This is a genomic window from Streptomyces sp. SAI-170 (genome assembly GCF_049739565.1).
GTDB lineage: Bacteria > Actinomycetota > Actinomycetes > Streptomycetales > Streptomycetaceae > Streptomyces.
Genome location: NZ_JBMGQD010000001.1, coordinates 2,761,542 through 2,785,433, shown reverse-complemented (window position 1 = coordinate 2,785,433; position 23,892 = coordinate 2,761,542). Strand labels below are relative to the sequence as shown.

Genomic DNA, 23,892 nt, shown 5'->3' with positions numbered 1-23,892 from the left:
TGCGTGTTTGATCTGGAGAATGACACCTCTTTTGAGTGGCTGACCGCCGGATCGCTTGCCAAGTCTTGGGCAAAGGTCCCAGAACACACCGGAACGCCGCTTGCTGACTAGCCGTCCGACGCCTTGCCACCCGAACGAGGTGCCCCCACCGTGGCGCCCGCCTTGACGCCGCCGTCCTTGGCCGGGGTCGGGGCCTCGAAGGATTCCAACGCCTCCAGGACGTCCTGGACACGGGAGATCTCGGCGTTGATGTCCTCGCGCCGGCGCACCAGGACCTCCAGCTCCCGCTTGCCCTCCTCGACCGTGCGCCGGGCCTCGCGGATCGCCTCGGCCTTGAGGTCCTCGGCCTCCTTGACCAGCTTGGCCTTCTTCTGCTCGGCCTCCTTCAGCAGGCCCTCGGCCTTCTTCACCGCGGCGATGCGGACCTTGCCCGCCTCGGAGTTGGCCTCCGACACCAGGTCCTTGGCCTTCGCCTCGGCCTTGGCGAGCTGCTCCTCGGCTGCCTTGATCAGCGCGTCGCAGCGGTCGCCGGTCGACTTCATCGTCTCGGCGGCCTCACGGCGGGCCCGCTCGTGCAGCTCCTCGATCTCGCTGGTGATGCGGTCGCGCAGCTCCTCCGCGCGCTCCCTTATCGCGGTCGCGTCCCGGCGCGCCCCGACCAGCAGCTCGTCGGCGTCCGTACGGGACTTCTCCACCCGGGAGTTGCCCTCGATCGTCGCCTCGGAGACGATCCGCTCGGCCTCCTTGCGGGCCGCGCCCACCATCGTGTCGGCCTGCGACTCGGCGTCCGCGGTGGTCTTCAGCGCCTGCTCCTGCGCCTCCGCGAGCAGCTTGTCGACCTCGGCCGTGGTCTCCGTGATGAGCGTGTCGACCTGCTCGGCCGCCTCCGAACGCCGCTTGTTGGCGTCCTGGCGGGCCTCGTCCAGGGTGCGCTCGGCCTCCTCGCGGGCGGCCGTGGTGACCCGCTCGGCCTCCTGCGCCGCCTCCTCGCGCAGCCGCTCGGCCTCGGCCCGCAGCCGCTCGGCGTGCGCCTGCGCGGAGCCGACCGTCTCCGCGGCCTCGGCCCGCAGCCGCTCCGCGTCGCCGGACGCGTCCGCGAGCATCCGCTCGGCGGCCGCCTTGGCCTCCGCGCGCACCCGCTCGCTCTCCGCCGCGGTGTCGGTGGCGAGCCGCTCGGCCTCGGCCAGCGCCTCGGTCCGTACGCGGTCGGCCTCGGCGACGGTCTCACCGGTGAGCCGCTCGGCCTGCTCGCGCGCCTCGGTCCGGACCCGCTCCGCCTCGGCCGCGGTCTCGGACGTCAGCTGCTCGGCGAAGGCCAGCGCCTCCGTGCGTACCCGCTCGGCTTCGGCGGCGGTCTCCGACGTGAGCTGCTCGGCGAAGGCCAGCGCCTCCGTGCGCACCCGCTCCGCCTCGGCGGTCGTCTCGGTGGTGAGCCGCTCAGCCTCGGCGAGGGCCTCCGAACGCACGCGCTCGGCCTCGGCGTTGGTCTCGTTCGTCAGCCGCTCGGCCTCGCTGCGGGCCTCGGTGATGAGGGTGTCCGCCTGCGTCGCCGCGTCGGAGCGGATGCGGTTGGCGTCCTCGCGGGCGTCCGCCCTGGTGCGCGCCGCGTCCTGGTCGGCCTGCGCGATGGTGTCGGAGGCCTCCGTGCGCACCCGCTGGGCGTGCTCGGCGGCGTCCGAGCGCACCCGCTCGGACTCGGCCATCGCCTCGGCCATCGTGCGCTCGGCGAGCGCCTTGGCGGCCTCCGACTCCTCGGACGCCTCGCGGCGCAGCCGGGACGCGTCCTCGCTCGCCCGCTCCCGCTCGGCGTAGGCGTCGGCGCGGACCCGGTCCGCCTCCTCCTCGGCCTCCCGGCGGGTACGGTCCGCCGCGTGCTCGGCGGCCGAGCGCAGCCCGGCGATCTCCTCCTGCGCCTGCTCGTGCAGGCCCGCCACCGACTCGCGCACCTGCTGCGCGTGCTGCTCGGCGGCCGACACCATCTCGGTCGCGCGCCGGTCGGCCTCCTCGACCAGCCGGGTCGCCTCGGCCTGCGCCTCCTCCACACGCTTGCGCGCGCTCGCCAGCAGCTCCTCGCTCTGCTCGCGGGCCCGCTCGCGCTCCTGGTCGGCCTCCTGCCGGGCCGAGCCCAGCAGCTCCTCCGCCTCGCGGCGGCGCCGGGCGGCCTCCTCCTGCGCGGCGGCCAGCGTCTCCGACGCCTCCGTGCCGAGCCGCTCCGCGGCGGCCTGGGCCTCCGCGCGCACCCGGTCGGCGCTCTCCTGCGCCTCCGTCCGCAGCCGCTCCGCCTCGGTCGCGGCCTCCGTGCGCAGCCGTACGGCGACGGCCTCGCCCTCGGCACGGGACGCCGACGCGTCGGCCGCGGCCTCGGTGCGCAGCCGCTCCGCCTCGGTCTCCGCCTGCTGCTGGAGCGCCCGGATGCGCTCGGCGGCCTCGGTGCGCAGCCGCTCGGTCTCCTCGGCGGCCTCGCGGCGGATCCGCTCGGCCTCCTCGCGGGCGTCGGTCAGCGCCTGCTCGGCGGCGGCGAGGCGCTGCTCGGCCTCGGTGTGCAGCCGGGTCAGCTCCTCGGCGGCCTCCGCCTGCCGGGCCGCGACCGCGCGCTCGGTCTCCTCGCGCAGCTCCCGCGCGGCCTGCTCGGCGTCCGCGCGGATGCCCTCGGACTGCTCCACGACCTCCTCGCGGTGGCGCTCGGCCTCCGCGCGGGTGCGCTCCAGGGTCTCCTCGGCCTGCCGGCGCAGGGAGGTCGCGCGCTCGATCGCCTCGGTGCGGACCTTCTCGCTGTCCGCGGTCGCCGTGCGGCGCAGCTCGTCGGCGTCGGCCTTCGCCTTGGACAGCAGCTCCTCGGCCGACTTGGCGGCCTCCTCGATCTGCGCCACGGCCTCGCGCCGGGCCTCGGCGCGGATCTTCTCGCCCTCGTCGACCGCGTCGGCCCGCAGCTGCTCGGCCTCGCCGCGCAGCCGGCGCGCCTCCTCCTGCAGCTCGACCGTCTTGGCGCGGTACTCCTCGGTGTCGTCCTTCGCCGCGCCCTTGAGCTGCTCGGCGATGTCGTGCGCCTCGGCGCGCAGCCGGTCCGCCTCGGCCTCGGCCTCGCGGCGGATGCGCTCGGCCTCCTCGGCGGCGGCCTTGGTGGTCTGCTTGGCTTCCTCGGCCGCCTTGTTGAGGACGTCCTCGGCGGTCTTGGCCGCCTTGGACAGCTGGGTCGCGCTCTCCTCGGCGGTGATCGTACGGGCCTTCTCGGCGGCCTCCGCGAGGAGCTTCTCGGCCTCCGCGCGGGCGTCGGCGAGCTGCTGCTCGGCCTCCGCCCTGGTGGTCTCGGCCTCCTTGGTGGCCTCGCCGACCAGCCGGGCGACCTGCTCCTTGGCGGTGCGGGTGCGGGTCTCGTTGGCGGCCTCGGCGCTGGAGAGCGTCTTGGCGGCGGCCTCCTTGGCCTCCGTGACGAGCTTCTCGGCCTCGGTCTGCGCCTTGCGCAGCGCCTCCTCGGCCTCGGTCATGCGCTGCTCGGCGGTGCGGGAGAGCTCGGCGGCCTGGCGGCGGGCCGCGTCGGACTCGCCGGCCGCGGACGAGCGCAGCTGCTCGGCGTGGTCGGTGGCCTCCTGGGCCTGGGTGGACGCCGCGTTCAGCAGCCGCTCGGCGTCCGCGCGGGCCCGGCGCAGCAGCTGCTCGGCCTCGGTGCGGGCGCTCTCGGCCTCGGACTGCAGCCGCTGCCGGGCCTCGGCGGTCAGCCGCTCGGCCTCCGCGCGGGCGGCCGCCATGGCCTGCTCGGCCTCGGCGCGGGACTCCTCGAGGAGGCGGCGGGCCTGGGCCTCGGTGCGGGCGCGCAACTGCTCCGCCCACGCCACGTTCTCGTTGACGTGCGACTCGACGGTCTGCCGGCGCTCGGCCAGCTCCTCGTCGAGCTGCTGGCGGCGCGTCACCGCCTCCTGGTGCAGCTCGGCCTGGAGCCGGGCGGCCTGCTCGGCGTGCTCCTGGAGGATGCGCTGGGTCTGCGCACGGGCCTGGCTCAGCTCGCGCTCGGCGTCGGCGCGGAGCTGGTCGGCCTGCACCTGCGCGTTGCGCAGCAACTGCTCGGCCTGGTAGCCGATGTCGGCACTGTCGTAGGCGGGCCTGGTCATCAGGGTGCGGCGCGCCTCGTGCAGCTTGGCGCGCAGCACCTCGACCTGGTAGCCGAGGTCCTCGGCGTGCTGGATCGCCTTTTCCCGCTCGGTCCTCAGCCGCTTCATCTCGGCCTCGAACCGAGAGAGGTGGTCGACGTCAGCCGCCGGCTCTCGCTCCTGGCTCTCGTAGCCCCGCACTGCGCGGTCCCATCCGTCCCCTGGTCGCAAGTCTTTCCGAACGAGCTCCGTCCGTCCGCCGAACGGGGCCCCCGGGGAATGGTGTCAGATCAACGGCGGAGCTTGGGCTGCTGCCCGGCGCTCGTCCCCCTAAAACCCGGACCCCGGCGTGCGGACGCCCGCTGTGAGGCGGGCGACCGCACCCAACCCTACCGGCCCATATGTACGGGGGTCAGTGCTCAGGTGACTCAACGGCCGCCGAAGTGACCAGTTCTGTGAGAACGCCGTGGCAGTCCTTGGGGTGCAGGAAGGTGATCCGTGACCCCATGGAGCCGCGCCGCGGCTCTTCGTAGAGCACCCGGACACCCTTGCCGCGGATGTCCTCGGAGTCCCCGTCGACGTCCGCCGTGCCGAAGGCGATGTGGTGGACGCCCTCGCCGTTCTTGGCGAGCCACTTGCCGACCGCGGAGTCCTCCCGGGTCGGTTCCAGCAACTGGAGGTAGGAAGCACCGCCGTCGGACGTATCGTTGATCTTGAGCATGGCCTCGCGCACGCCCTGCTCCTCGTTGACCTCGGAGTGGAACACCTCGAAGCCGTACGTGGCCCGGTAGAACTCGACGGTCTTGTCGAGGTCGAAACAGGCGATCCCGATGTGGTCGATTCGCGTCAGCATGGAACTCAGTGGAGCGCTCCGGAGGTGGTTACGCAACGTGCGCGCGATCACACCGACGGCCCGATGACGGGCGGAGTACCGCTCAGTACATTCGAGTAAACCCTCGTTCACTCCTCGGCTGTGCAGCCGGTAAGGGGATCGCAGCTCATGTCTTCTGCAACGAACGGCACGACGTCCGTCATCGTCGCGGGCGCCCGCACCCCCATGGGGCGGCTGCTCGGCTCGCTGAAGTCCTTCTCCGGAGCCGACCTCGGCGGCTTCGCGATCAAGGCCGCCCTCGACCGTGCGGGGATCGGCGGCGACCAGGTGCAGTACGTCATCATGGGCCAGGTGCTCCAGGCCGGCGCGGGCCAGATCCCGGCGCGCCAGGCCGCCGTCAAGGCCGGCATCCCGATGAACGTCCCGGCGCTCACCATCAACAAGGTGTGCCTCTCCGGCCTCGACGCCATCGCGCTCGCGGACCAGCTCATCCGCGCCGGTGAGTTCGACATCGTGGTCGCGGGCGGCCAGGAGTCGATGACCAACGCCCCGCATCTGCTGCCCAAGTCCCGCGAGGGCTTCAAGTACGGGGCGATCGAGATGCTCGACGCCATGGCGTACGACGGTCTGACCGACGCCTTCGAGGGCATCGCCATGGGCGAGTCCACCGAGAAGCACAACACGCGCCTCGGCATCCAGCGCCCCGAGCAGGACGAGATCGCCGCGCTGTCCCACCAGCGGGCCGCCGCCGCGCAGAAGAACGGCCTGTTCGAGGCCGAGATCACCCCGATCGAGATCCCGCAGCGCAAGGGCGAGCCGGTCGTCTTCAGCAAGGACGAGGGCATCCGCGCCGAGACCACCGCCGAGTCGCTGGGCAAGCTGCGCCCGGCGTTCGCCAAGGACGGCACGATCACCGCCGGCTCCTCCTCGCAGATCTCCGACGGCGCCGCCGCGGTGGTCGTGATGAGCAAGGCCAAGGCGCAGGAGCTGGGCCTGGACTGGATCGCCGAGATCGGCGCCCACGGCAACGTGGCCGGCCCGGACAACTCTTTGCAGTCGCAGCCGTCGAACGCGATCCTGCACGCCCTGAAGAAGGAGGGCCTGGAGGTCTCCGACCTCGATCTGATCGAGATCAACGAGGCGTTCGCGGCCGTCGCCGTGCAGTCAATGAAGGACCTCGGCGTGTCCACGGAAAAGGTGAACGTCAACGGCGGCGCCATCGCGCTGGGCCACCCCATCGGCATGTCCGGCGCCCGTCTGGTGCTGCACCTGGCGCTGGAGCTCAAGCGGCGCGGCGGCGGTGTCGGCGCGGCCGCGCTGTGCGGTGGCGGCGGTCAGGGTGACGCGCTGATCGTCCGGGTACCCAAGGCCTGAGTTCGTTTCCGTACGACTGAGTTTCCGTACGACCCTGAAGTGAAGAACGGAGCTGTGATGCAGGACGTCTCCTCGCTGGTGGCCCAGGCCAGGGAAGGCCGGCCGCGTGCCGTGGCCCGGCTGATCTCCCTGGTGGAGGGGGCGTCCCCGCAGCTCAGGGAGGTCATGGCGGCGCTGGCCCCGCTCACGGGCAACGCCTATGTGGTGGGCCTGACGGGCTCGCCCGGTGTCGGCAAGTCGACCTCGACCTCGGCGCTCGTCACCGCCTACCGCAAGCAGGGCAAGCGGGTTGGCGTCCTGGCCGTCGACCCGTCCTCCCCGTTCTCCGGGGGCGCCCTGCTCGGCGACCGGGTCCGGATGTCGGAGCACGCCTCCGACCCGGGCGTCTACATCCGCTCCATGGCGACGCGCGGCCACCTGGGCGGCCTCGCGTGGGCCGCGCCGCAGGCGATCCGCGTCCTGGACGCGGCCGGCTGCGACGTGGTCCTGGTGGAGACCGTCGGCGTGGGCCAGTCGGAGGTGGAGATCGCCTCCCAGGCCGACACCTCCGTGGTGCTGCTGGCCCCGGGCATGGGCGACGGCATCCAGGCGGCCAAGGCGGGCATCCTGGAGATCGGCGACGTCTACGTCGTCAACAAGGCCGACCGGGACGGCGCCGACGCCACCGCGCGCGAGCTGAACCACATGCTGGGCCTCGGGGAGTCCCGCGCCCCGGGCGACTGGCGCCCGCCGATCGTGAAGACGGTCGCCGCGCGCGGCGAGGGTGTGGACGAGGTCGTGGAGGCCCTGGAGAAGCACCGCGCGTGGATGGAGGAGCACGGCGTCCTGAAGCAGCGCCGGCTGGCCCGTGCCGCGCACGAGGTGGAGACCATCGCGGTCACGACCCTTCGCGAACGCATCGGGGATCTGCACGGTGACCGCCGGCTCAGCACGCTGGCCGAGCGGATCGTCGCCGGCGAGCTGGACCCGTACCGGGCGGCGGACGAGTTGGTGACCGGGCTCACCCAGAGCTGAGGACCGGCCTTCGAGCAGCCGGGCCGGCGACTGTCGCCGGGCGGCGGGCCGTCTTCGGCCGGTCGCGCAGTTCCCCGCGCCCCTCGGGCGCGGGGAACTGGCGTTTCAGGGGCGGCCGCGCTGTCCGCGCAGGTGTTCCGCGATCGGCTTCAGGGACTTGTCGAGCTCGGTGAGCGCCTCGGGGGACAGCAGGTCGATGAAGTGCCTGCGCACGGAGGCGACATGGTGGGGTGCGACCCGCTGCATGGTCTCCATGCCGTGCTCGGTGAGGACCGCGTACAGCCCGCGACGGTCGGACTCGCAGTTCTCCCGGCGCACCAGATCGGCGTTCTCCATGCGGGTGATCTGGTGCGAGAGACGGCTCTTGGACTGGAGAGTGGCGGAGGCGAGGTCGCTCATCCGCATCCGCCGGTCGTCGGACTCGGAGAGGTTGACCAGGATTTCGTAGTCGTTCATCGTCAGGCCGAACGGCTGCAGATCCTTTTCGAGCTGGTACGTCAACAGCCTGTTGACCTCCAGGTGGGTGCGCCAGGCGCACTGCTCCGCATCGGTCAGCCAGCGGGTGGCCGTTTCGGTCTCCATAAATGAAGTCTACCTAAGAAGTTGAAAGGCGTACTAACGGGGGGTGGCTGTGACTACGTGCACGCGTTCGATGTCACTCTCCGAAGACTACCGCTCACAGTCCGAAGCGACGCTGGAGGTCCCCCAACTGTCCGGGAAGACGCGGTCCACCCTGGACGCCCTGAGCCCCGCCGCCGGGCACGCCCGGCTGCTGCGGAGCCGCCCCCGTCGCCTGCTCGGCCATCAGGGTCTCGGTCGACTGCAGCAGCACCGTCCCGGCCCCGACGAACTCGAACTGATGCTCCTCCCCGGAGGCCCCGCCGAGGCCCGTCAGCGCACGTAGACCGCCCATCACACCGGTCATGTAGCCATGGTCGTAGTGATGGCACGGTGACGGGCAGTCGGCCCAGCCGACGAGCGCCTGCGGATCCACCCGGATCGGGGGTTCCATGAACACCACCGGACCGTTAGATGCGGCGACGAACTTGCCGGTTCCGATGAGGGTCAGAAAACCCGGCACGATCGATTGCTTCAGTGACAGAGTTGGCTGAAAAGCGAGCAGGTTGCCCGAGCGAATGGTCAGATTGCCGTCCTCGAGGTCATAGGAATTGACATCGAAGGCCCGGTCGGCGAGCAGCATCTTGCCCGAGCCCTCCGCCACGACCCAGTCGGAGGCGTGCAGAGGCGAATGGAACGACGTACGGACAAGCCGGTCCAATCGCCCGTGCCCGATGCCGTTGAACTCGATCGAGCCGTAGTAGGCGATCATCTTCCCCTTCTGCAGGAACCACTGGCTCCCCTTGAGCTCCACGCAGAAGGTGTACGCGTTGACGTTGTCGTCGGCGGGCAGCGTCATCGGGTCGTGCACGACGGGACCCGCGCCGGGGTGGGCGGTCACAGCTTCTCCTCCGAGGCCTGGACGTACACCGAGCCGCTGCCGCTGAGCTCCAGCTGGAAGGCCTCACCGGACCCACGGCCCACCATGTCGCGCCAGCCGAGCGCGGTCGACAGCTTGTTGCGTACGTCGCCGTGGTGGGCGACGTAGGCCTGCGGGTCCACGTGCACGGGCCGCTGTGGGGTGATCGGCACCTCGAACACACCGCCGTGGGCCATCACGGCCACGGCCCCGTGGCCGGTCAGGGACGTCGTGAACAGCCCCTGCCCGCTGACCTGGCCGCGCACCATGCCCATCACCCCGCCCTGCGCGCCCAGGAACACGGTCCGCTGCTCCAGCGTGCCCTCGAAGGCGAGCAGCCGGTCGGCCTCGACGTACAAGGTGTCACCGGTCAGGTGTATGACGTGCACATGGTGGCCGCCGTGCCCGAAGAGCACGGTGCCGCTGCCCTCGACGGTCATCAGCGGGGTGTCCTCGCCCGCGGCCCTGCGCCCGATCATCGACATCACGCCGCCCTGGCCGCCGGCGACGTTCGGAGTGAAGGTCACCTCGCCCTGGTAGGCGAGCATCGCCCCCCGCTGACTGAACAGCCGCTGCCCCGGCGCGACGGTCGCCTCGACCATCTTCGAGTTGAGCTCCCGGAAGGCCATGTCACACATCCCCCGCGATCGTGTTCCGCTCGCTGGGCTGTACGTACACCAGGCCGTCCCCCTCGAAGCGGATCTGGAAGGCCTCGCCGCCGCCCTCGCCGAGCAGCGTGCGGAAGGTCACACCCGACTGGAAGGACTGCCGCAGGTCGCCCTGATGCGCGACATAGGCGCCGGGGTCGACGCTCAGCGGATACTGCGGAGTCACCCGCAGCACCACGGCCGGTCCGTCGGAGGTGATGGCCGCCTGGCCGTGCCCCTCGACGGTCGTCGTGAACAGCCCGTTGCCCTGAGAGGCGCCCCGGAGCCCGGTGAACGTGGTCCCGGTCTTCAGCCCCGCGTCGGTGGCCAGCAGATTGCTGCTCTCCACATACAGCTTGTCCCCCCGTAGTCCTACGAGGTTGATCTCGGACGCGCGATCCGCGAACCAGCAGGTCCCCTGCCCCCTCACCTCCATCACCGTCATCTGCTCGCCGGTGAGCCGCCGGGTCACCATGCCCCGGAGCCCCTCACCGCCGCCGCTCAGCTTCTTGAAGGCCATCTGCCCGTCGTACGCGACCATCGAGCCGTTCTTCGCCTTCACGGCGTCCCCGGTCATGTCGACGGCGAGCACCTTGCTTCCCTGAAGTCGGAACATCGCCACGCTGCGAAGGTAGCCCGGAGGGCCTGACACCGACAGAGCCCCCAGGCGGAGCCGGCCCCTAGGGGCCCGGTCGCCGGGACCCTCAGCCGGTTTGTCACAATGGCGAGGACGTTTGTGCACCCGTTCACAAACTGGCCGACGAACCTCCCACCGAAGGTGACCCGTGGACATCAAGACCGCATCCGCCCTGCGCCGGCTCCGCCTGGTCTCGACCCCTGAGGCCGTGTCCTTCCTGCTGCTGCTGACCTGTTCGGTACTCAAGCGGACCACGGAGTTCGACGCGGTGTTCCCCATGGGGCTGATCCATGGCCTGCTCTTCGTCCTCTACGTGATCTTCTGGGCGGACGCCTGGAACCGCGCCAAGTGGTCCTTCGGGACGGCCGCGCTCTACTTCGTCCTCTCGGTCCTGCCCACCGGCGGCTTCTTCGCCGACCGCAAGCTCCGCCGTGAGTCCGAGGACGCGGTCATCGCCTCCCGCGCCCGCAAGGAAGGGGTCGTCGGCGCATGATCGTCGCCTTCTCCGTGACGCCGCTCGGTGTCGGTGAGGACGTGGGGGAGTACGTCGCCGACGCCGTGCGCGTGGTCCGCGAATCGGGCCTGCCCAACCGTACGGACGCCATGTTCACCTCCATCGAGGGTGAGTGGGACGAGGTCATGGACGTGGTCAAGCGAGCGGTGGCCGCCGTGGAGGCGCGTGCGCCTCGGGTGTCCCTGGTCCTCAAGGCGGACGTCCGCCCTGGGGTGACGGACGGGCTCACCGCGAAGGTCGAGAGGGTGGAGCGGTACCTCGCGCAGTAGCCGCGGACCGAAAGGCGAGACAGGGCTGACCAGCATGTGACCGGCCGGTAAGGTCTGATGCCGTGCCGAAGCCGCTCAGTCTCCCGTTCGACCCCATCGCCCGCGCCGACGAGCTCTGGAAGCAGCGCTGGGGCGGCGTGCCCTCCATGGCCGCGATCACCTCGATCATGCGAGCGCACCAGATCCTGCTCGCCGAGGTCGACGCGGTGGTCAAGCCGTACGGACTGACGTTCGCGCGCTACGAGGCGCTCGTGCTGCTCACCTTCTCCAAGGCCGGTGAGCTGCCGATGTCCAAGATCGGCGAGCGCCTCATGGTGCACCCCACGTCCGTGACCAACACCGTCGACCGCCTGGTGAGGTCCGGCCTGGTCGACAAGCGCCCCAACCCCAACGACGGCCGCGGCACCCTCGCCTCCATCACCGACAAGGGCCGCGAGGTCGTCGACGCCGCCACGCGCGACCTGATGTCCATGGACTTCGGCCTCGCCGCGTACGACGACGAGGAGTGCCGGGAGATCTTCGCGATGCTCCGGCCGCTGCGGATCGCGGCGGGGGACTTCGAGGAGGAGTAGAGCCCCCGCGAAGATCGCCCGGAACGTGCGGTTACGCTCGACGGCATGAAATCCAGCGTGCTGACCCGCTACCGCGTCATGGCCTACGTGACCGCCGTCATGCTGCTCGTGCTGTGTACCTGCATGGTGTTCAAGTACGGGTTCAAGATGGGCGAGGACGTGACCCTCGCGGTCTCCCAGGTGCACGGCGTCCTCTACATCATCTACCTGATCTTCGCCTTCGATCTGGGCTCCAAGGCCAAGTGGCCGTTCGGCAAGCTGCTGTGGGTGCTGCTGTCCGGGACGATTCCCTTCGCCGCCTTCTTCGTCGAGCGCAAGGTCGTCCGCGAGACGCTTCCGCTGGTCAGCGGCGCACAGCCGGTCCCTGCCAAGGCGTAACGTTCCACCGCCGTGACCCTCTCACGGCGGTTCCCCATCGACATTTACTAGGACGTCCTAGTAAATTCGAAGTATGGACGCTGACGCCATCGAGGAGGGCCGCCGACGCTGGCAGGCCCGGTACGACGCCGCGCGCACGCGCGACGCTGACTTCACCACGCTCTCCGGCGATCCCGTGGAGCCGGTGTACGGGCCGCGGCCGGGAGACACGTACGACGGTTTCGAACGGATCGGGTGGCCCGGTGAGTACCCCTTCACCCGCGGGCTGTACCCGACCGGGTACCGGGGGCGCACGTGGACCATCCGGCAGTTCGCCGGGTTCGGCAACGCCGAGCAGACCAACGAGCGCTACAAGATGATCCTCGGCAACGGCGGTGGCGGGCTCTCCGTCGCCTTCGACATGCCGACCCTCATGGGCCGTGACTCCGACGACCCGCGCTCCCTCGGCGAGGTCGGGCACTGCGGTGTCGCCATCGACTCCGCGGCCGACATGGAGGTGCTGTTCAAGGACATCCCGCTCGGGGACGTCACCACCTCCATGACCATCAGTGGGCCGGCCGTCCCGGTCTTCTGCATGTACCTCGTCGCCGCCGAGCGGCAGGGTGTCGATCCGGGGGTGCTCAACGGCACGCTCCAGACCGACATCTTCAAGGAGTACATCGCGCAGAAGGAGTGGCTCTTCCAGCCCGAGCCGCATCTGCGCCTCATCGGCGACCTGATGGAGTACACCAGCGCGCGCATCCCCGCGTACAAGCCGCTGTCCGTCTCCGGCTACCACATCCGCGAGGCGGGCGCGACGGCCGCGCAGGAGCTGGCGTACACGCTGGCCGACGGCTTCGGGTACGTCGAGCTGGGGCTGAGCCGCGGCCTCGACGTGGACGCGTTCGCGCCCGGACTGTCCTTCTTCTTCGACGCGCACCTCGACTTCTTCGAGGAGATCGCCAAGTTCCGTGCCGCGCGGCGCATCTGGGCGCGCTGGATGCGGGACGTCTACGGCGCCCGCTCCGCCAAGTCGCAGTGGCTGCGCTTCCACACGCAGACCGCGGGTGTCTCCCTCACGGCCCAGCAGCCGTACAACAACGTAGTCCGTACGGCGGTGGAGGCCCTGGCCGCCGTCCTCGGCGGGACCAACTCGCTGCACACCAACGCCCTGGACGAGACCCTCGCCCTGCCGAGCGAGCAGGCCGCGGAGATCGCGCTGCGCACGCAGCAGGTGCTGATGGAGGAGACCGGGGTCGCCAACGTGGCCGACCCGCTGGGCGGTTCCTGGTACATCGAGCAGCTCACCGACCGGATCGAGGCCGACGCCGAGAAGATCTTCGACCAGATCAAGGAGCGGGGCCTGCGGGCGCACCCCGACGGTCAGCACCCCATCGGGCCCATCACTTCCGGCATCCTGCGGGGCATCGAGGACGGCTGGTTCACCGGCGAGATCGCCGAGTCCGCGTTCCGCTATCAGCAGGCGCTGGAGAAGGGCGACAAGAAGGTCGTGGGCGTCAACGTCCACACGGGTTCCGTCACCGGTGACCTGGAGATCCTGCGCGTCAGTCACGAGGTCGAGCGCGAGCAGGTGCGCGTCCTGGCCTCCCGCAAGACCGACCGCGACGAGGCGGCCGTCCGTTCCGCCCTGGACGCGATGCTGGCCTCCGCCCGCGACGGGTCCAACATGATCGAGCCCATGCTGGACGCGGTCCGCGCGGAGGCGACTCTGGGTGAGATCTGCGGCGTGCTGCGGGACGAATGGGGCGTGTACACGGAGCCTGCCGGGTTCTGACGGGCGTTCCGATTCAGGCGGGGGTGGGCGCGCAACTCGGCGCTACGAGGTGAGGTGCCTCCCCCAGAGGGGGGACCCCGAGCCCACCCGTGCCGCCCCAGGCGGCACGCATGCCCGCAGCTAGGACGTCCCTGGGAGGGGCGCGGGGAACTGCGCGACCAGCCACGGACCACCCGCACCCGTCCGCGCAGCTCAGCCCGCCCCCTCCAGGCCCGCCCCCGCCAGACCCAGCACCAGCACCCGAGTGAAGCCCCGCACCCACTCCTCGTCCGCCGGCTCCGCGCTCACCAGCGTGCGATGGACCACCGCGCCGGCGACCATGTCGAAGATCAGGTCGGCCATGCGGGCGGCCTCGGCCGCGTCGCCCTCCGTCGGCAACTCCCCCCGCGCCTGGGCCCGTTCACGCCCCTCCGTCACCAGGCACTTCTGCCGCTCGACGATGGACGCGCGGATGCGCTCACGCAGGGCGTCGTCCCGAGTCGACTCGGCCACCACCGCCATCAGCCCGCTCTTGGCCTCGGGCCGCGCCAGGATCGCCGCGAACTGGAGCACCACGCCCTCGATGTCGGCCGCCAGGGAGCCGCGGTCCGGGAGACGCAGTTCGTCGAAGAGTTCGGCCACCGCGTCGACGACCAGCTCGTTCTTGCCCGCCCATCGGCGGTAGAGCGTCGTCTTGGCGACACCCGCCCGCGTCGCCACGTCCCCCAGCGTGAGCTTCGACCAGCCCAGCTCCACCAGGGCGGCCCGCGTCGCCGCGAGGATCGCCGTATCGGCGGCGGCACTGCGCGGACGTCCTCGGACGGCTGGGGAGCGGCTCTGCATCCCATGACCATAAACCGCTGGTCCGCACACCACAGCGGCTGCGACAGTGAGGCAGATCACCGGCCCGCGGCACCCCGGCCGGCCCCCGACCGCATTACGCTACGACTCGTAGCGAAAGCTGAACGGCGATCCGTGCTGGACGTGCACGGAGGAGCACCGCGCGGCGCGGGTGGGGACCCGGCGTCACCGAGCGGAGCGACCGGCTTTCGCACCGCTTTTTCGCTCACGCGCGGGTACGGGGGAGGATAGACGCATGCAGCCACGGAACATGTCCATGAGCGGCGTCGTCGACCTCGCAGCGGTCAAGGCGGCCCAGGAGGCCAAGGCGAAGGCGGAGCAGGCGCGCGCGGAAGCGGCGCGGCGGGGCGGGGGCGGGGCGGTGTCCCCGGCCGACCTCGTCATCGACGTCGATGAGGCGGGGTTCGAGCAGGACGTCCTGCAGCGCTCCGCCGAGGTACCGGTCGTCATCGACTTCTGGGCCGAGTGGTGCGAGCCCTGCAAGCAGCTGAGCCCGGTCCTTGAGCGCCTCGCCGTCGAGTACAACGGGCGCTTCCTGCTCGCCAAGATCGACGTCGACGCCAACCAGATGCTGATGCAGCAGTTCGGGATCCAGGGGATCCCGGCCGTCTTCGCGGTCGTCGCGGGGCAGGCGCTGCCGCTCTTCCAGGGGGCCGCCGGCGAGGCGCAGATCCGCCAGACCCTCGACCAGCTGGTGGAGGTCGGCGAGCAGCGCTTCGGGCTGACCGGCCTCACCGTCGACCCGGAAGCCGAGCCGGGCGCCGCCCCGGCCGCCGCGCCCGCGGCCGGTCCCTACGACTCCCTGCTCAACGCCGCCGCGCAGGCGCTGGACGCCGGTGACCTGGCCGGCGCCGTCCAGGCGTACAAGAACGTACTGGCCGACGACCCGGCCCACCCGGAGGCCAAGCTGGGGCTGGCCCAGGCCGAGCTGCTCCAACGGGTGCAGGACCTCGACCCGCAGCAGGCGCGCCGGGACGCCGCCGAGCGGCCTTCCGACGTGCCGGCGCAGATCGCCGCCGCCGACCTGGATCTGGTGGGCGGACATGTCGAGGACGCCTTCGGGCGGCTCATCGACACGGTGCAGCGCACGGTGGGTGACGACCGGGACACCGTACGGCTGCGACTGCTGGAGCTGTTCGAGGTGGTCGGCGCCGAGGATCCGCGGGTGGCCGCGGCCCGACGGGCCTTGGCCCGCGCCCTGTTCTGAGGCTTCGGACCCCGACAGCGGCCGCGCTTTACCAAATCTTGGTAATCGCGGCCGCTGTTACTGCAAGTAAGTCCAGCGCATCGATCTGTCGGCTTCTGTCCAGCGATCAATAGTTTTGTCCCGCACCTCTCTGACACCGAGCGTCGCCGACCGAGATCAGCGGGTCGTTGTTCGGTTATCCGGCCGTTACTAGCGAGTAACGAACCCCCTTGTGCGGGCGGCGAGAATGCACCACGATCGGCCACGCTCGGTCCATTGACGTACCCCGGCAGCCGGTCGGGTGGCGGCAGCTCCTGGGTCCCCACCGAGCAGAGACGGCGGCAGTGGAGCCGGCTCTTGGGCAGGGGGGTCTTCGCCGCTCGGCGAAGCCTGTCCAGCAAGGTTGTGCGTGATGCGTGTCAGGCGCGACCAGTGGTTGTCGCTCGGGGGTGATCGCCGGTGATTCGGGCGCGACAAGCGCCACCGAGCGCGGGCGCTCTCCTTACCGAGGACGTAGCACTTCTCCCATCCCTGCCCGGCTGAGCCGCCTTCACGGGGCAGTCAGGGCCGGAGATGTACGTCCGAGAAGGAGGAAATCATGGGTTCCAAGCCTCGTGGCGGGACCAGATGGAAGCGGTTCGCTGTGGTCATGGTGCCCAGCGTCGCCGCGGCCGCAGCGGTCGGCGTGGGTCTGGCGCAGGGTGCGCTCGCCGCGTCGTTCACCGTCTCCGGCCAGCAGTTCAAGGTGCGCGCCGGTCACCTCGAAGGTGACGGCTTCGCCCAGTACGGCGGTGTCGACGAGGGTTACACCGACATCAGTGGCTCCAAGACCACCAAGCGCCCGGTCGCGATCTCGACGTTCGAACACGCCAAGATCAACGACATGTGCCAGTCGCTGAAGACGGACATCCCGCTCCTGGGCACCGTCTACATGCGCCTGGAGGCGGGTCACAAGGACCCCGTCATCGCGGACCAGCTGTACCTCGACATCGCCCAGCTCGACGCCGACGCCACCTTCAAGGGCATCGACATCGGTGTGGCCGTCAAGGACCAGAGCAAGGGTCCGGCCGTCACGGACAAGGGTGTGCTGCCGGGCGGCTTCGCCCAGCAGGCGGACAAGGCGATCCTCGACGACGCCAAGCAGACGGCGTGGGCCACCACCGCCGGCACCTTCAAGCTGAGCGGTCTGAGCCTGCGGCTCGGCACCGACTCCAAGATGGAGTGCTTCTGAGCCTCCGTCGCGCGGGTACCCACCGGTACTTGAGCTGACCGCCGGGCGGGGGAGCCACGGCTTCCCCGCCCGACCGGACTCCTCGTCCGGTGCGGGAGCACCGGGCACCGCTCTTCGCGCGCCGACCTCGAACTCTCCACGGCGACAGCGCCGGTACGTACTTCCCCCGGATCCAGGGAGCTGTTTTTCCATGAGTGCCGAGACTCCGGTCCAGAGCGCCGGGGCCTTCACCCGGACGCGACTGCGGTTCCGCGCCTGGCGGGGCGACCGGCCTTTCTGGGCGGGCCTGTTCACGCTGCTCGGCGGTGTGCCGATCGCCTACTTCCCGTACGCCACCCTCAAGCTGGGCCACATCTCCATCGCGATGGCGACCACGGCCGGTGCGGGCTCCCTGATCATCGGTGTCCTTCTGGTCACGCTCGGCCTGACCATGTGGTTCCAGCAGGCCACCCGCATCTTCGCGGGCGTCGCCTCGATCGTGCTGGCGCTGGTCTCGCTGGTGGTGTCCAACATCGGCGGCTTCGTGATCGGCTTCCTGCTCGCCCTGATCGGCGGCGCGCTCGCGCTGTCCTGGGCGCCGGGCGAGGAGAGCGCCCAGTCCAAGGCCGCCAAGGCCAAGGACGAGGCCGCCGACGCCATGCTGGCAGCCACTGCGGCCGCCTCGCCGGTCCCCCGCGAGCCGCAGGCCGCCGAGGAAGGCGCGGGTTCCGTGCCCGGTCCGCGAGAGCACAGCGAGGACGTCGTGCCCGACAACGACAACGGGAGGCACCGTGCCGGCTGAGCCGCAGGGCGCGGACGACGTCGCGGCCGAGCCGCGCATCAGATCAGGGCCGCGCCACGCGGCCCCCAAGAAGCCGCTCCTGACCCGACTTCACATGCCCACGGGTCGTGCCATCGCGCTGGCCGCGATGCCCACCGCCGTCCTCATGGGCGTCGGCATGGGCCCCCTCGCCCAGGCCGACGGCCAGGACCCCAAGCGGCTGACGGCCGAGGAGTACCAGGCCTGCGTGGAGGCCCTCGAGGTCGCTCAGGACGGCGCGGACGGGGTCGACGAGAGTGCCGAGCCCTCCGCGACGCCGTCGCCGAGCGCCTCGGAGACCGCGGACGACGGTTCCGCCGACGGCGGTTCCACGGACGGCGGTTCCACGGACGAGGGTTCGACCGACACCGACACCGGCTCCGGCGACACGGGTTCCGGCACGGACACGGGCTCCGGCACGGACACCCCCGCGCCGACCCCGACGACCGAGGCACCCGAGCAGCCGGCCGGCTCCACGGACACGGACGCCGGCCAGCAGTCCGCCGAGCCCGCCCCGTCCGAGAGCGAGACCAGCAACCCGCTGGACCCGCTGGGCATCGGGGACGCGCTCGGTGACCTCCTCACCGGCGGCGACGAGGAAGAGGCCCCGGCCCCGGCGCCCTCCTCCGCCACACCCACGCCCACGGCGACCCCGAGCGCGCCGGACACCGACGCCCCGGACCCGGTCCAGTCGGCGAAGGACACCCTCGAGGACACGACCGGGACCGTCGAGGACACGGCCGAGGACGTCACGGACACGGTCGACGAGGCCGGCGACAAGGCCGAGGAGGCCGCCTCCGAGGCGCCCTCCGCCACGGCCACGCCCAGCCCGTCCGCCTCCGAGAGCGCGGACCCCGAGGACTGCCCGGTCGCCACCGACGCCGAGGGCGAGTACGCGAACGCGCCGCAGCTGCCCGACCGGCCCTGGCGCCTGGAGGCCAGCTCCCTGCTCCTCAAGGGCGCCGACTACCAGGGCATCGTCGAGGTGCGCACCGCCAACGGCACGGTGAAGAAGGTGCTGAAGTACGTCATCAGCGACGGCACCGAGATCGGCGATCTGCACCAGCTCGTCAAGGACGAGGACGGCGGCAAGACCTACCACGTCCAGGCTGCCAAGGGGTCGAAGTCGACCATCACCAACGGCAAGACGACCATGTACACGGAGAAGATATCGGGCAAGCTCTTCGGCCTGATCCCGGTCACGTTCAGCCCGGACAGTCCGCCGCCGCTGAACATCCCGCTGATCTACTTCACCGACGTCGAGGTCACCCAGGCCGGCCAGTTCGGCGGCGACCTGCACGTCCCCGGGCTGCACCAGTTCATCACCGACTGAGAGCCCGCAAGGCCACTCCGGGAGCCGCGGAGAACACCGAGGGCGCCCCCTCTCCACGAGAAGGGGCGCCCTCGGTGTCGTATGCCCTGAAGGGCGTCAGTCGCGCTCGCCGCCGCCCAGGTGGTGGACGCGGACCATGTTGGTGGTGCCGGGCACGCCGGGGGGCGAGCCGGCGGTGATCACGACGGTGTCGCCGTCGGCGAAGCGGCCCAGGCGGACCATCTCCTGGTCCACCAGGTCGACCATCTCGTCGGTGCTGTTGACGAACGGCACGACGTGCGGCTCCACGCCCCAGCTGAGCGCCAGCTGGTTGCGGGTGCCCTCGTCCGTGGTGAAGGCGATGATCGGCTGGGCCGCGCGGTAGCGGGAGAGGCGGCGGGCGGTGTCGCCGGACTGGGTGAAGGCCACCAGGCCCTTGCCGCCGAGGAAGTCGGCGATCTCGCAGGCGGCGCGGGCCACAGAACCGCCCTGCGTGCGCGGCTTCTTGCCCGGGACCAGCGGCTGCAGGCCCTTGCTCATCAGCTCCTGCTCGGCCGCGGTGACGATCTTCGACATCGTCTTGACGGTCTCGATCGGGTACGCGCCCACGCTCGACTCGGCGGACAGCATGACCGCGTCGGCGCCGTCCAGGATCGCGTTGGCCACGTCGGAGGCCTCGGCGCGGGTCGGCCGGGAGTTGGTGATCATCGACTCCATCATCTGGGTCGCCACGATCACCGGCTTGGCGTTGCGGCGGCACAGCTCGATGAGGCGCTTCTGCACCATGGGGACCTTCTCGAGGGGGTACTCGACGGCCAGGTCGCCACGGGCCACCATCACGGCGTCGAACGCCGCGACGACGTCCTCCATGTTCTGCACCGCCTGCGGCTTCTCCACCTTGGCGATGACGGGGACGCGACGGCCCTCCTCGTCCATGACCCGGTGGACGTCGGCGACGTCCTTGGCGTCCCGGACGAAGGACAGCGCGACCAGGTCGCAGCCCATGCGGAGCGCGAAGCGGAGGTCCTCGATGTCCTTCTCGCTGAGCGCGGGCACGTTGACGGCCGCGCCGGGCAGGTTGATGCCCTTGTGGTCGGAGATGACGCCGCCCTCGATGACGATCGTCCGCACCCGCGGGCCCTCGACGTCCAGGACCTTCAGCTCGACGTTGCCGTCGTTGATCAGGACCTGGTCGCCGCGCGAGACGTCGCCGGGCAGGCCCTTGTAGGTGGTGCCGCAGATCGTCTTGTCGCCCGGGACGTCCTCGGTGGTGATGGTGAACTCGTCACCGCGCACCAGCTCGACGGGGCCCTCGGCGAAGGTCTCGAGACGGATCTTGGGGCCCTGGAGGTCGGCGAGGACACCGATGGCCCGGCCGGTCTCCTTGGCGGCGGCCCGGAGCCGGTCGTACCGGCCCTGGTGCTCGGCGTGCGTGCCATGACTGAAGTTGAAGCGGGCCACGTTCATGCCGGCCTCGATCAGCGACACGAGCTGTTCGTGGGAGTCGACCGCGGGGCCGAGAGTACAGACGATTTTCGAACGGCGCATGAGGCGATCCTATCGGTTTGTTTCGCTCCGGAATATTCCGTCTGGTGGAAGATACAAATGAGTGCCCTTTTGCTCAGGTGGGCTTAACTGTTCTTTCCGACCAGTGCGTAGGTCTGCGTCGCGATCTCCAGTTCTTCATCCGTCGGCACCACCGCGACGGCGACGCGCGCGTCCTCGGGCGAAATCAGCCGCGGCTCGTCCCCGCGTACGGCGTTCAGCTCGCCGTCGACCGCCAGGCCCAGCTCCGCCAGGCCCGCGACGGCGGCCTCCCGCACCTCGGCCGCGTTCTCGCCGACCCCGGCGGTGAACGCGACCGCGTCCACCCGGCCGAGAACGGCGTAATAGGCGCCGATGTACTTCTTCAACCGGTGAATGTAGATGTCGAAGGCGAGGCGCGCCTGTTCGTCGCCCTCCTCGATCCGCCGGCGGATCTCCCGCATGTCGTTGTCACCGCACAGCCCGATCAGCCCGCTCTTCTTGTTGAGAAGAGTGTCGATCTCGTCGGCGGACATTCCACCGACGCGCATCAAATGGAAGATGACGGCCGGGTCGACATCTCCGGAGCGTGTACCCATCACCAGCCCCTCCAAGGGCGTCAGCCCCATGGAGGTGTCCACGCACACCCCGCCCCGTACGGCGGAGGCGGACGCGCCGTTGCCGAGGTGCAGCACGATCACGTTGACGTCCTCCGGCGCCCTGCCCAGCAGCTTCGCCGTCGCCCGGGAGACATAGGCGTGCGAGGTGCCGTGGAAGCCGTAGCGGCGGACGCGGTGCTGGTCGGCCGTCTCCACGTCGATGGCGTAGCGGGCCGCCGACTCCGGCATCGTCGTGTGGAACGCCGTGTCGAACACCGCGACCTGCGGCAGGTCCGGGCGCAGGTGCTGGGCCGTGCGGATGCCGGTGAGGTTGGCCGGGTTGTGCAGCGGGGCGACCGGGATGAGCCGCTCGATCTCGGCGAGGACGGTGTCGTCGATGACGGTCGGCTCGGTGAAGTGCTTGCCGCCGTGCACCACCCGGTGGCCGATGGCTGCCAGCTCCGGCGAGTCCAGGCCCAGGCCGTCCTTGGCCAGCTCGGCCGCCACCGCCTTCAGCGCCGCGTCGTGGTCGGCGATCGGGCCGGTCCACTCACGGCTCTCGCCGCCGCCGGCCAGGGGCGTGTGCTTGAGCCGGGAGGTCTGCTCGCCGATGCGCTCGACGAGGCCCATCGCCAGTCGGCTGCTGTCGCGCATGTCGAGCAGCTGGTACTTCACCGACGAGGAGCCGGAGTTGAGGACGAGGACACGCGTGGAGCTCACTGGGCGGAAACCTTCTCGCTCGGGTTCTGGGCCTGGATCGCCGTGATGGCGACGGTGTTGACGATGTCCTGGACGAGCGCGCCCCGGGACAGGTCGTTGACGGGCTTGCGCAGACCCTGCAGCACCGGCCCGACGGCGATCGCGCCGGCCGAGCGCTGCACGGCCTTGTAGGTGTTGTTGCCGGTGTTGAGGTCCGGGAAGATCAGCACCGTCGCCTGCCCGGCCACCTCCGACTCCGGCAGCTTGGTCGCCGCGACGGTCGGCTCCACGGCCGCGTCGTACTGGATCGGCCCCTCGATCTTCAGGTCGGGCCGGCGCGCGCGCACCAGCTCGGTCGCCTCGCGCACCTTGTCCACGTCCGCGCCCGAGCCCGACGTACCGGTCGAGTACGACAGCATCGCGATCCGCGGCTCCACCCCGAACTGCGCGGCCGTCGCCGCCGCCTGGACGGCGATGTCCGCGAGCTGCTCGGCGTCCGGGTCCGGGTTGACCGCGCAGTCGCCGTAGACGAGGACCTTGTCGGCCAGGCACATGAAGAACACCGAGGACACGATCGAGGCGTCCGGCTTGGTCTTGATGATCTCGAAGGCCGGCCGGATGGTCGCCGCGGTGGAGTGCACCGACCCCGACACCATGCCGTCGGCGAGGCCCTCCTGGACCATCAGCGTGCCGAAGTAGTTCACGTCCGAGACGACGTCGTACGCCAGCTCGACCGTGACGCCCTTGTGGGCGCGGAACTGGGCGTACTTCTCGGCGAAGGAGTCGCGCAGCTCGCTGGTCGCCGGGTCGATCAGCTGGGAGTCGCCGAGGTCGATGCCGAGGTCGGCGGCCTTCTTGCGGATCTGGTCCTCGGGGCCGAGCAGCGTCAGATCGCAGACGCCCCGGCGCAGCAGCACCTCGGCCGCGTGCAGCACCCGCGCCTCGGTGCCCTCCGGCAGCACGACCCGGCGCCGGTCGGAGCGGGCCTGCTCCAGCAGCTTGTGCTCGAACATCATCGGGGTGACCCGGTCGGAGCTGGGCGCCGAGACGCGCCGGGCGAGGTCGGCGGTGTCGACGTACCGCTCGAACAGGCCGAGCGCGGTCTCCGCCTTGCGCGGGGTGGCCGCGTTGAGCTTGCCCTCCAGGGAGAACAGCTGCTCGGCGGTGGGGAAGCTGTTGCCGGACACCGACAGCACCGGCGTGCCCGGTGCGAGGCGGGCGGCGAGGGTGAGGACCTCGTCGCTGGGCACCTCGTCGAGGGTGAGGAGCATGCCGGCTATCGGCGGGGTGCCGGCGCTGTGCGCGGCGAGCGAGCCGATGACCAGGTCGGCCCGGTCCCCGGGGGTGACGACCATGCAGCCCGGCGTCAGGGCGCCCAGGAAGTTCGGCAGCATCGCGCCGCCGAACACGAACCCGAGCGCGTCCCGCGCCAGCCCCGAGTCGTCGCCGAGCAGCACCCTCGCGCCGAGGGTCTGGGCGATCTGGGAGACCGTCGGCGCGGACAGCGCGGGCTCGTCCGGCACCACGTAACAGGGGACCGGCAGCCGGGAGGCCAGCTTGTCGGCGATCAGCTCGCGGTCCTCGCGGTCCACCCGGTTGGCGACCATCGCCAGCACGTCGCAGCCCAGGGTGTCGTAGGCGCGGTAGGCGTTGCGGGTCTCGGCGCGCACCGACTCGGCCGGCTGCTTGCGGCCGCCCACCACCGGGATGACCGAGGCGCCGAACTCGTTGGCCAGCCGGGCGTTGAGGGCCAGCTCGTCCGGCAGCTGGGTGTCGGCGAAGTCGGTGCCGAGGACCAGGACGACGTCGTAGTCGCGGGCCACCGCGTGGAAGCGGTCCACCAGCACCGACACCAGCTCGTCCGTGCCCTGCTCGGCCTGGAGCGCGGACGCCTCGTGGTAGTCCATGCCGTAGACCGTCGCCGGGTCCTGGGAGAGCCGGTAGCGGGCGCGCAGCAGCTCGAACAGCCGGTCCGGGCCGTCGTGGACGAGGGGGCGGAAGACACCCACCCGGTCGACCTGCCGGGTCAGGAGTTCCATGACCCCCAGCTCGACGACCTGCCGGCCGTCGCCGCGGTCGATACCGGTCACGTACACGCTGCGCGTCACGCGTGCTCTCCGTTTCATGGG

General features: G+C 70.9%; 21 protein-coding genes. 11 read left to right on the top strand and 10 right to left on the bottom strand.

The features are described from left to right. Positions 1 to 107 precede the first annotated feature (107 nt). Positions 108 to 4,286, bottom strand: a complete 4,179-nt coding sequence (gene scy / locus RKD23_RS12200) for a polarized growth protein Scy (RefSeq protein ID WP_424853709.1) — start codon at positions 4,284 to 4,286, stop codon at positions 108 to 110. A gap of 211 nt (positions 4,287 to 4,497) precedes the next feature. Then, the gene (mce, locus tag RKD23_RS12195; RefSeq protein ID WP_404042214.1) at positions 4,498 to 4,938 is read right to left on the bottom strand and encodes a methylmalonyl-CoA epimerase; all 441 of its coding nucleotides are present in this window, start codon (positions 4,936 to 4,938) and stop codon (positions 4,498 to 4,500) included. Positions 4,939 to 5,085: 147 nt separating this feature from the next. Between mce and RKD23_RS12190 the strand changes: the two genes are divergently transcribed. Both RKD23_RS12190 and meaB read left to right on the top strand, forming a co-directional pair. Beyond that, positions 5,086 to 6,291, top strand: a complete 1,206-nt coding sequence (locus RKD23_RS12190) for an acetyl-CoA C-acetyltransferase (protein ID WP_404042213.1) — start codon at positions 5,086 to 5,088, stop codon at positions 6,289 to 6,291. Between the two features lie 57 nt (positions 6,292 to 6,348). Then, positions 6,349 to 7,305, top strand: a complete 957-nt coding sequence (meaB, locus tag RKD23_RS12185) for a methylmalonyl Co-A mutase-associated GTPase MeaB (RefSeq protein WP_424858222.1) — start codon at positions 6,349 to 6,351, stop codon at positions 7,303 to 7,305. 105 nt (positions 7,306 to 7,410) lie between these two features. Here meaB and RKD23_RS12180 read toward each other — a convergent pair whose 3' ends face one another. The 4 genes from RKD23_RS12180 to RKD23_RS12165 all read right to left on the bottom strand — a co-directional run bounded on the left by RKD23_RS12180 (position 7,411) and on the right by RKD23_RS12165 (position 10,045). Continuing rightward, positions 7,411 to 7,887, bottom strand: coding sequence for a MarR family winged helix-turn-helix transcriptional regulator (locus RKD23_RS12180; protein ID WP_424853708.1), 477 nt, complete (start codon positions 7,885 to 7,887; stop codon positions 7,411 to 7,413). Positions 7,888 to 7,981: 94 nt separating this feature from the next. Continuing rightward, the gene (locus RKD23_RS12175) at positions 7,982 to 8,764 is read right to left on the bottom strand and encodes an AIM24 family protein (protein WP_424853707.1); all 783 of its coding nucleotides are present in this window, start codon (positions 8,762 to 8,764) and stop codon (positions 7,982 to 7,984) included. Then, positions 8,761 to 9,411 carry an AIM24 family protein gene (locus RKD23_RS12170; protein WP_424853706.1) on the bottom strand — a complete coding sequence of 217 codons (651 nt, stop codon included), beginning with the start codon at positions 9,409 to 9,411 and terminating at the stop codon, positions 8,761 to 8,763. The genes RKD23_RS12175 and RKD23_RS12170 overlap by 4 nt, the downstream gene beginning before the upstream one ends. A gap of 1 nt (position 9,412) precedes the next feature. Beyond that, a complete protein-coding gene (locus RKD23_RS12165) occupies positions 9,413 to 10,045 on the bottom strand; it encodes an AIM24 family protein (RefSeq protein ID WP_404042630.1) in 633 nt (210 codons plus the stop codon). Between the two features lie 169 nt (positions 10,046 to 10,214). On the opposite strand from RKD23_RS12165, the gene RKD23_RS12160 reads away from it, so the two are divergent. The 5 genes from RKD23_RS12160 (at position 10,215) to RKD23_RS12140 (ending at position 13,573) form a co-directional block, all read left to right on the top strand. After that, on the top strand, positions 10,215 to 10,559 hold the full coding sequence (locus tag RKD23_RS12160) for a DUF3817 domain-containing protein (RefSeq protein ID WP_424853705.1): 345 nt from the start codon (positions 10,215 to 10,217) through the stop codon (positions 10,557 to 10,559). Continuing rightward, positions 10,556 to 10,849, top strand: a complete 294-nt coding sequence (locus RKD23_RS12155) for an MTH1187 family thiamine-binding protein (protein WP_424853704.1) — start codon at positions 10,556 to 10,558, stop codon at positions 10,847 to 10,849. The genes RKD23_RS12160 and RKD23_RS12155 overlap by 4 nt, the downstream gene beginning before the upstream one ends. Positions 10,850 to 10,911: 62 nt before the next feature. After that, positions 10,912 to 11,421 (top strand): MarR family winged helix-turn-helix transcriptional regulator, encoded by a 510-nt coding sequence (locus RKD23_RS12150; protein WP_404042207.1) that lies wholly within the window; start codon positions 10,912 to 10,914, stop codon positions 11,419 to 11,421. A 45-nt stretch (positions 11,422 to 11,466) separates the two neighbouring features. After that, positions 11,467 to 11,799 carry a DUF3817 domain-containing protein gene (locus RKD23_RS12145; RefSeq protein WP_424853703.1) on the top strand — a complete coding sequence of 111 codons (333 nt, stop codon included), beginning with the start codon at positions 11,467 to 11,469 and terminating at the stop codon, positions 11,797 to 11,799. 73 nt (positions 11,800 to 11,872) lie between these two features. Further along, entirely contained in the window at positions 11,873 to 13,573 is a 1,701-nt protein-coding gene (locus RKD23_RS12140; RefSeq protein ID WP_424853702.1) for an acyl-CoA mutase large subunit family protein, read from the top strand. 192 nt (positions 13,574 to 13,765) lie between these two features. Here the strand turns inward: RKD23_RS12140 and RKD23_RS12135 are convergent, their stop codons facing one another. After that, entirely contained in the window at positions 13,766 to 14,395 is a 630-nt protein-coding gene (locus RKD23_RS12135) for a TetR/AcrR family transcriptional regulator (protein ID WP_424853701.1), read from the bottom strand. A gap of 253 nt (positions 14,396 to 14,648) precedes the next feature. On the opposite strand from RKD23_RS12135, the gene RKD23_RS12130 reads away from it, so the two are divergent. From RKD23_RS12130 to RKD23_RS12115, 4 genes are all read left to right on the top strand, one after another. After that, the gene (locus RKD23_RS12130; protein WP_424853700.1) at positions 14,649 to 15,620 is read left to right on the top strand and encodes a tetratricopeptide repeat protein; all 972 of its coding nucleotides are present in this window, start codon (positions 14,649 to 14,651) and stop codon (positions 15,618 to 15,620) included. 577 nt (positions 15,621 to 16,197) lie between these two features. Continuing rightward, a complete protein-coding gene (locus RKD23_RS12125; protein WP_424853699.1) occupies positions 16,198 to 16,830 on the top strand; it encodes a DUF6230 family protein in 633 nt (210 codons plus the stop codon). Between the two features lie 190 nt (positions 16,831 to 17,020). Further along, positions 17,021 to 17,611 (top strand): DUF6114 domain-containing protein, encoded by a 591-nt coding sequence (locus RKD23_RS12120; protein WP_424853698.1) that lies wholly within the window; start codon positions 17,021 to 17,023, stop codon positions 17,609 to 17,611. Beyond that, positions 17,601 to 18,962 (top strand): hypothetical protein, encoded by a 1,362-nt coding sequence (locus tag RKD23_RS12115; RefSeq protein WP_424853697.1) that lies wholly within the window; start codon positions 17,601 to 17,603, stop codon positions 18,960 to 18,962. The genes RKD23_RS12120 and RKD23_RS12115 overlap by 11 nt, the downstream gene beginning before the upstream one ends. Positions 18,963 to 19,058: 96 nt before the next feature. On the opposite strand, the gene pyk is transcribed toward RKD23_RS12115, so the two are convergent. The 3 genes from pyk to pta form a co-directional block, all read right to left on the bottom strand. Continuing rightward, on the bottom strand, positions 19,059 to 20,489 hold the full coding sequence (gene pyk, locus RKD23_RS12110; RefSeq protein WP_404042199.1) for a pyruvate kinase: 1,431 nt from the start codon (positions 20,487 to 20,489) through the stop codon (positions 19,059 to 19,061). 83 nt (positions 20,490 to 20,572) lie between these two features. Beyond that, entirely contained in the window at positions 20,573 to 21,784 is a 1,212-nt protein-coding gene (locus tag RKD23_RS12105) for an acetate kinase (RefSeq protein WP_424853696.1), read from the bottom strand. Next, positions 21,781 to 23,871: a phosphate acetyltransferase gene (gene pta / locus RKD23_RS12100; protein WP_424853695.1), complete on the bottom strand. Its 2,091-nt coding sequence runs from the start codon at positions 23,869 to 23,871 to the stop codon at positions 21,781 to 21,783. Before pta ends, RKD23_RS12105 begins: the two co-directional genes overlap by 4 nt. Positions 23,872 to 23,892: the final 21 nt, after the last annotated feature.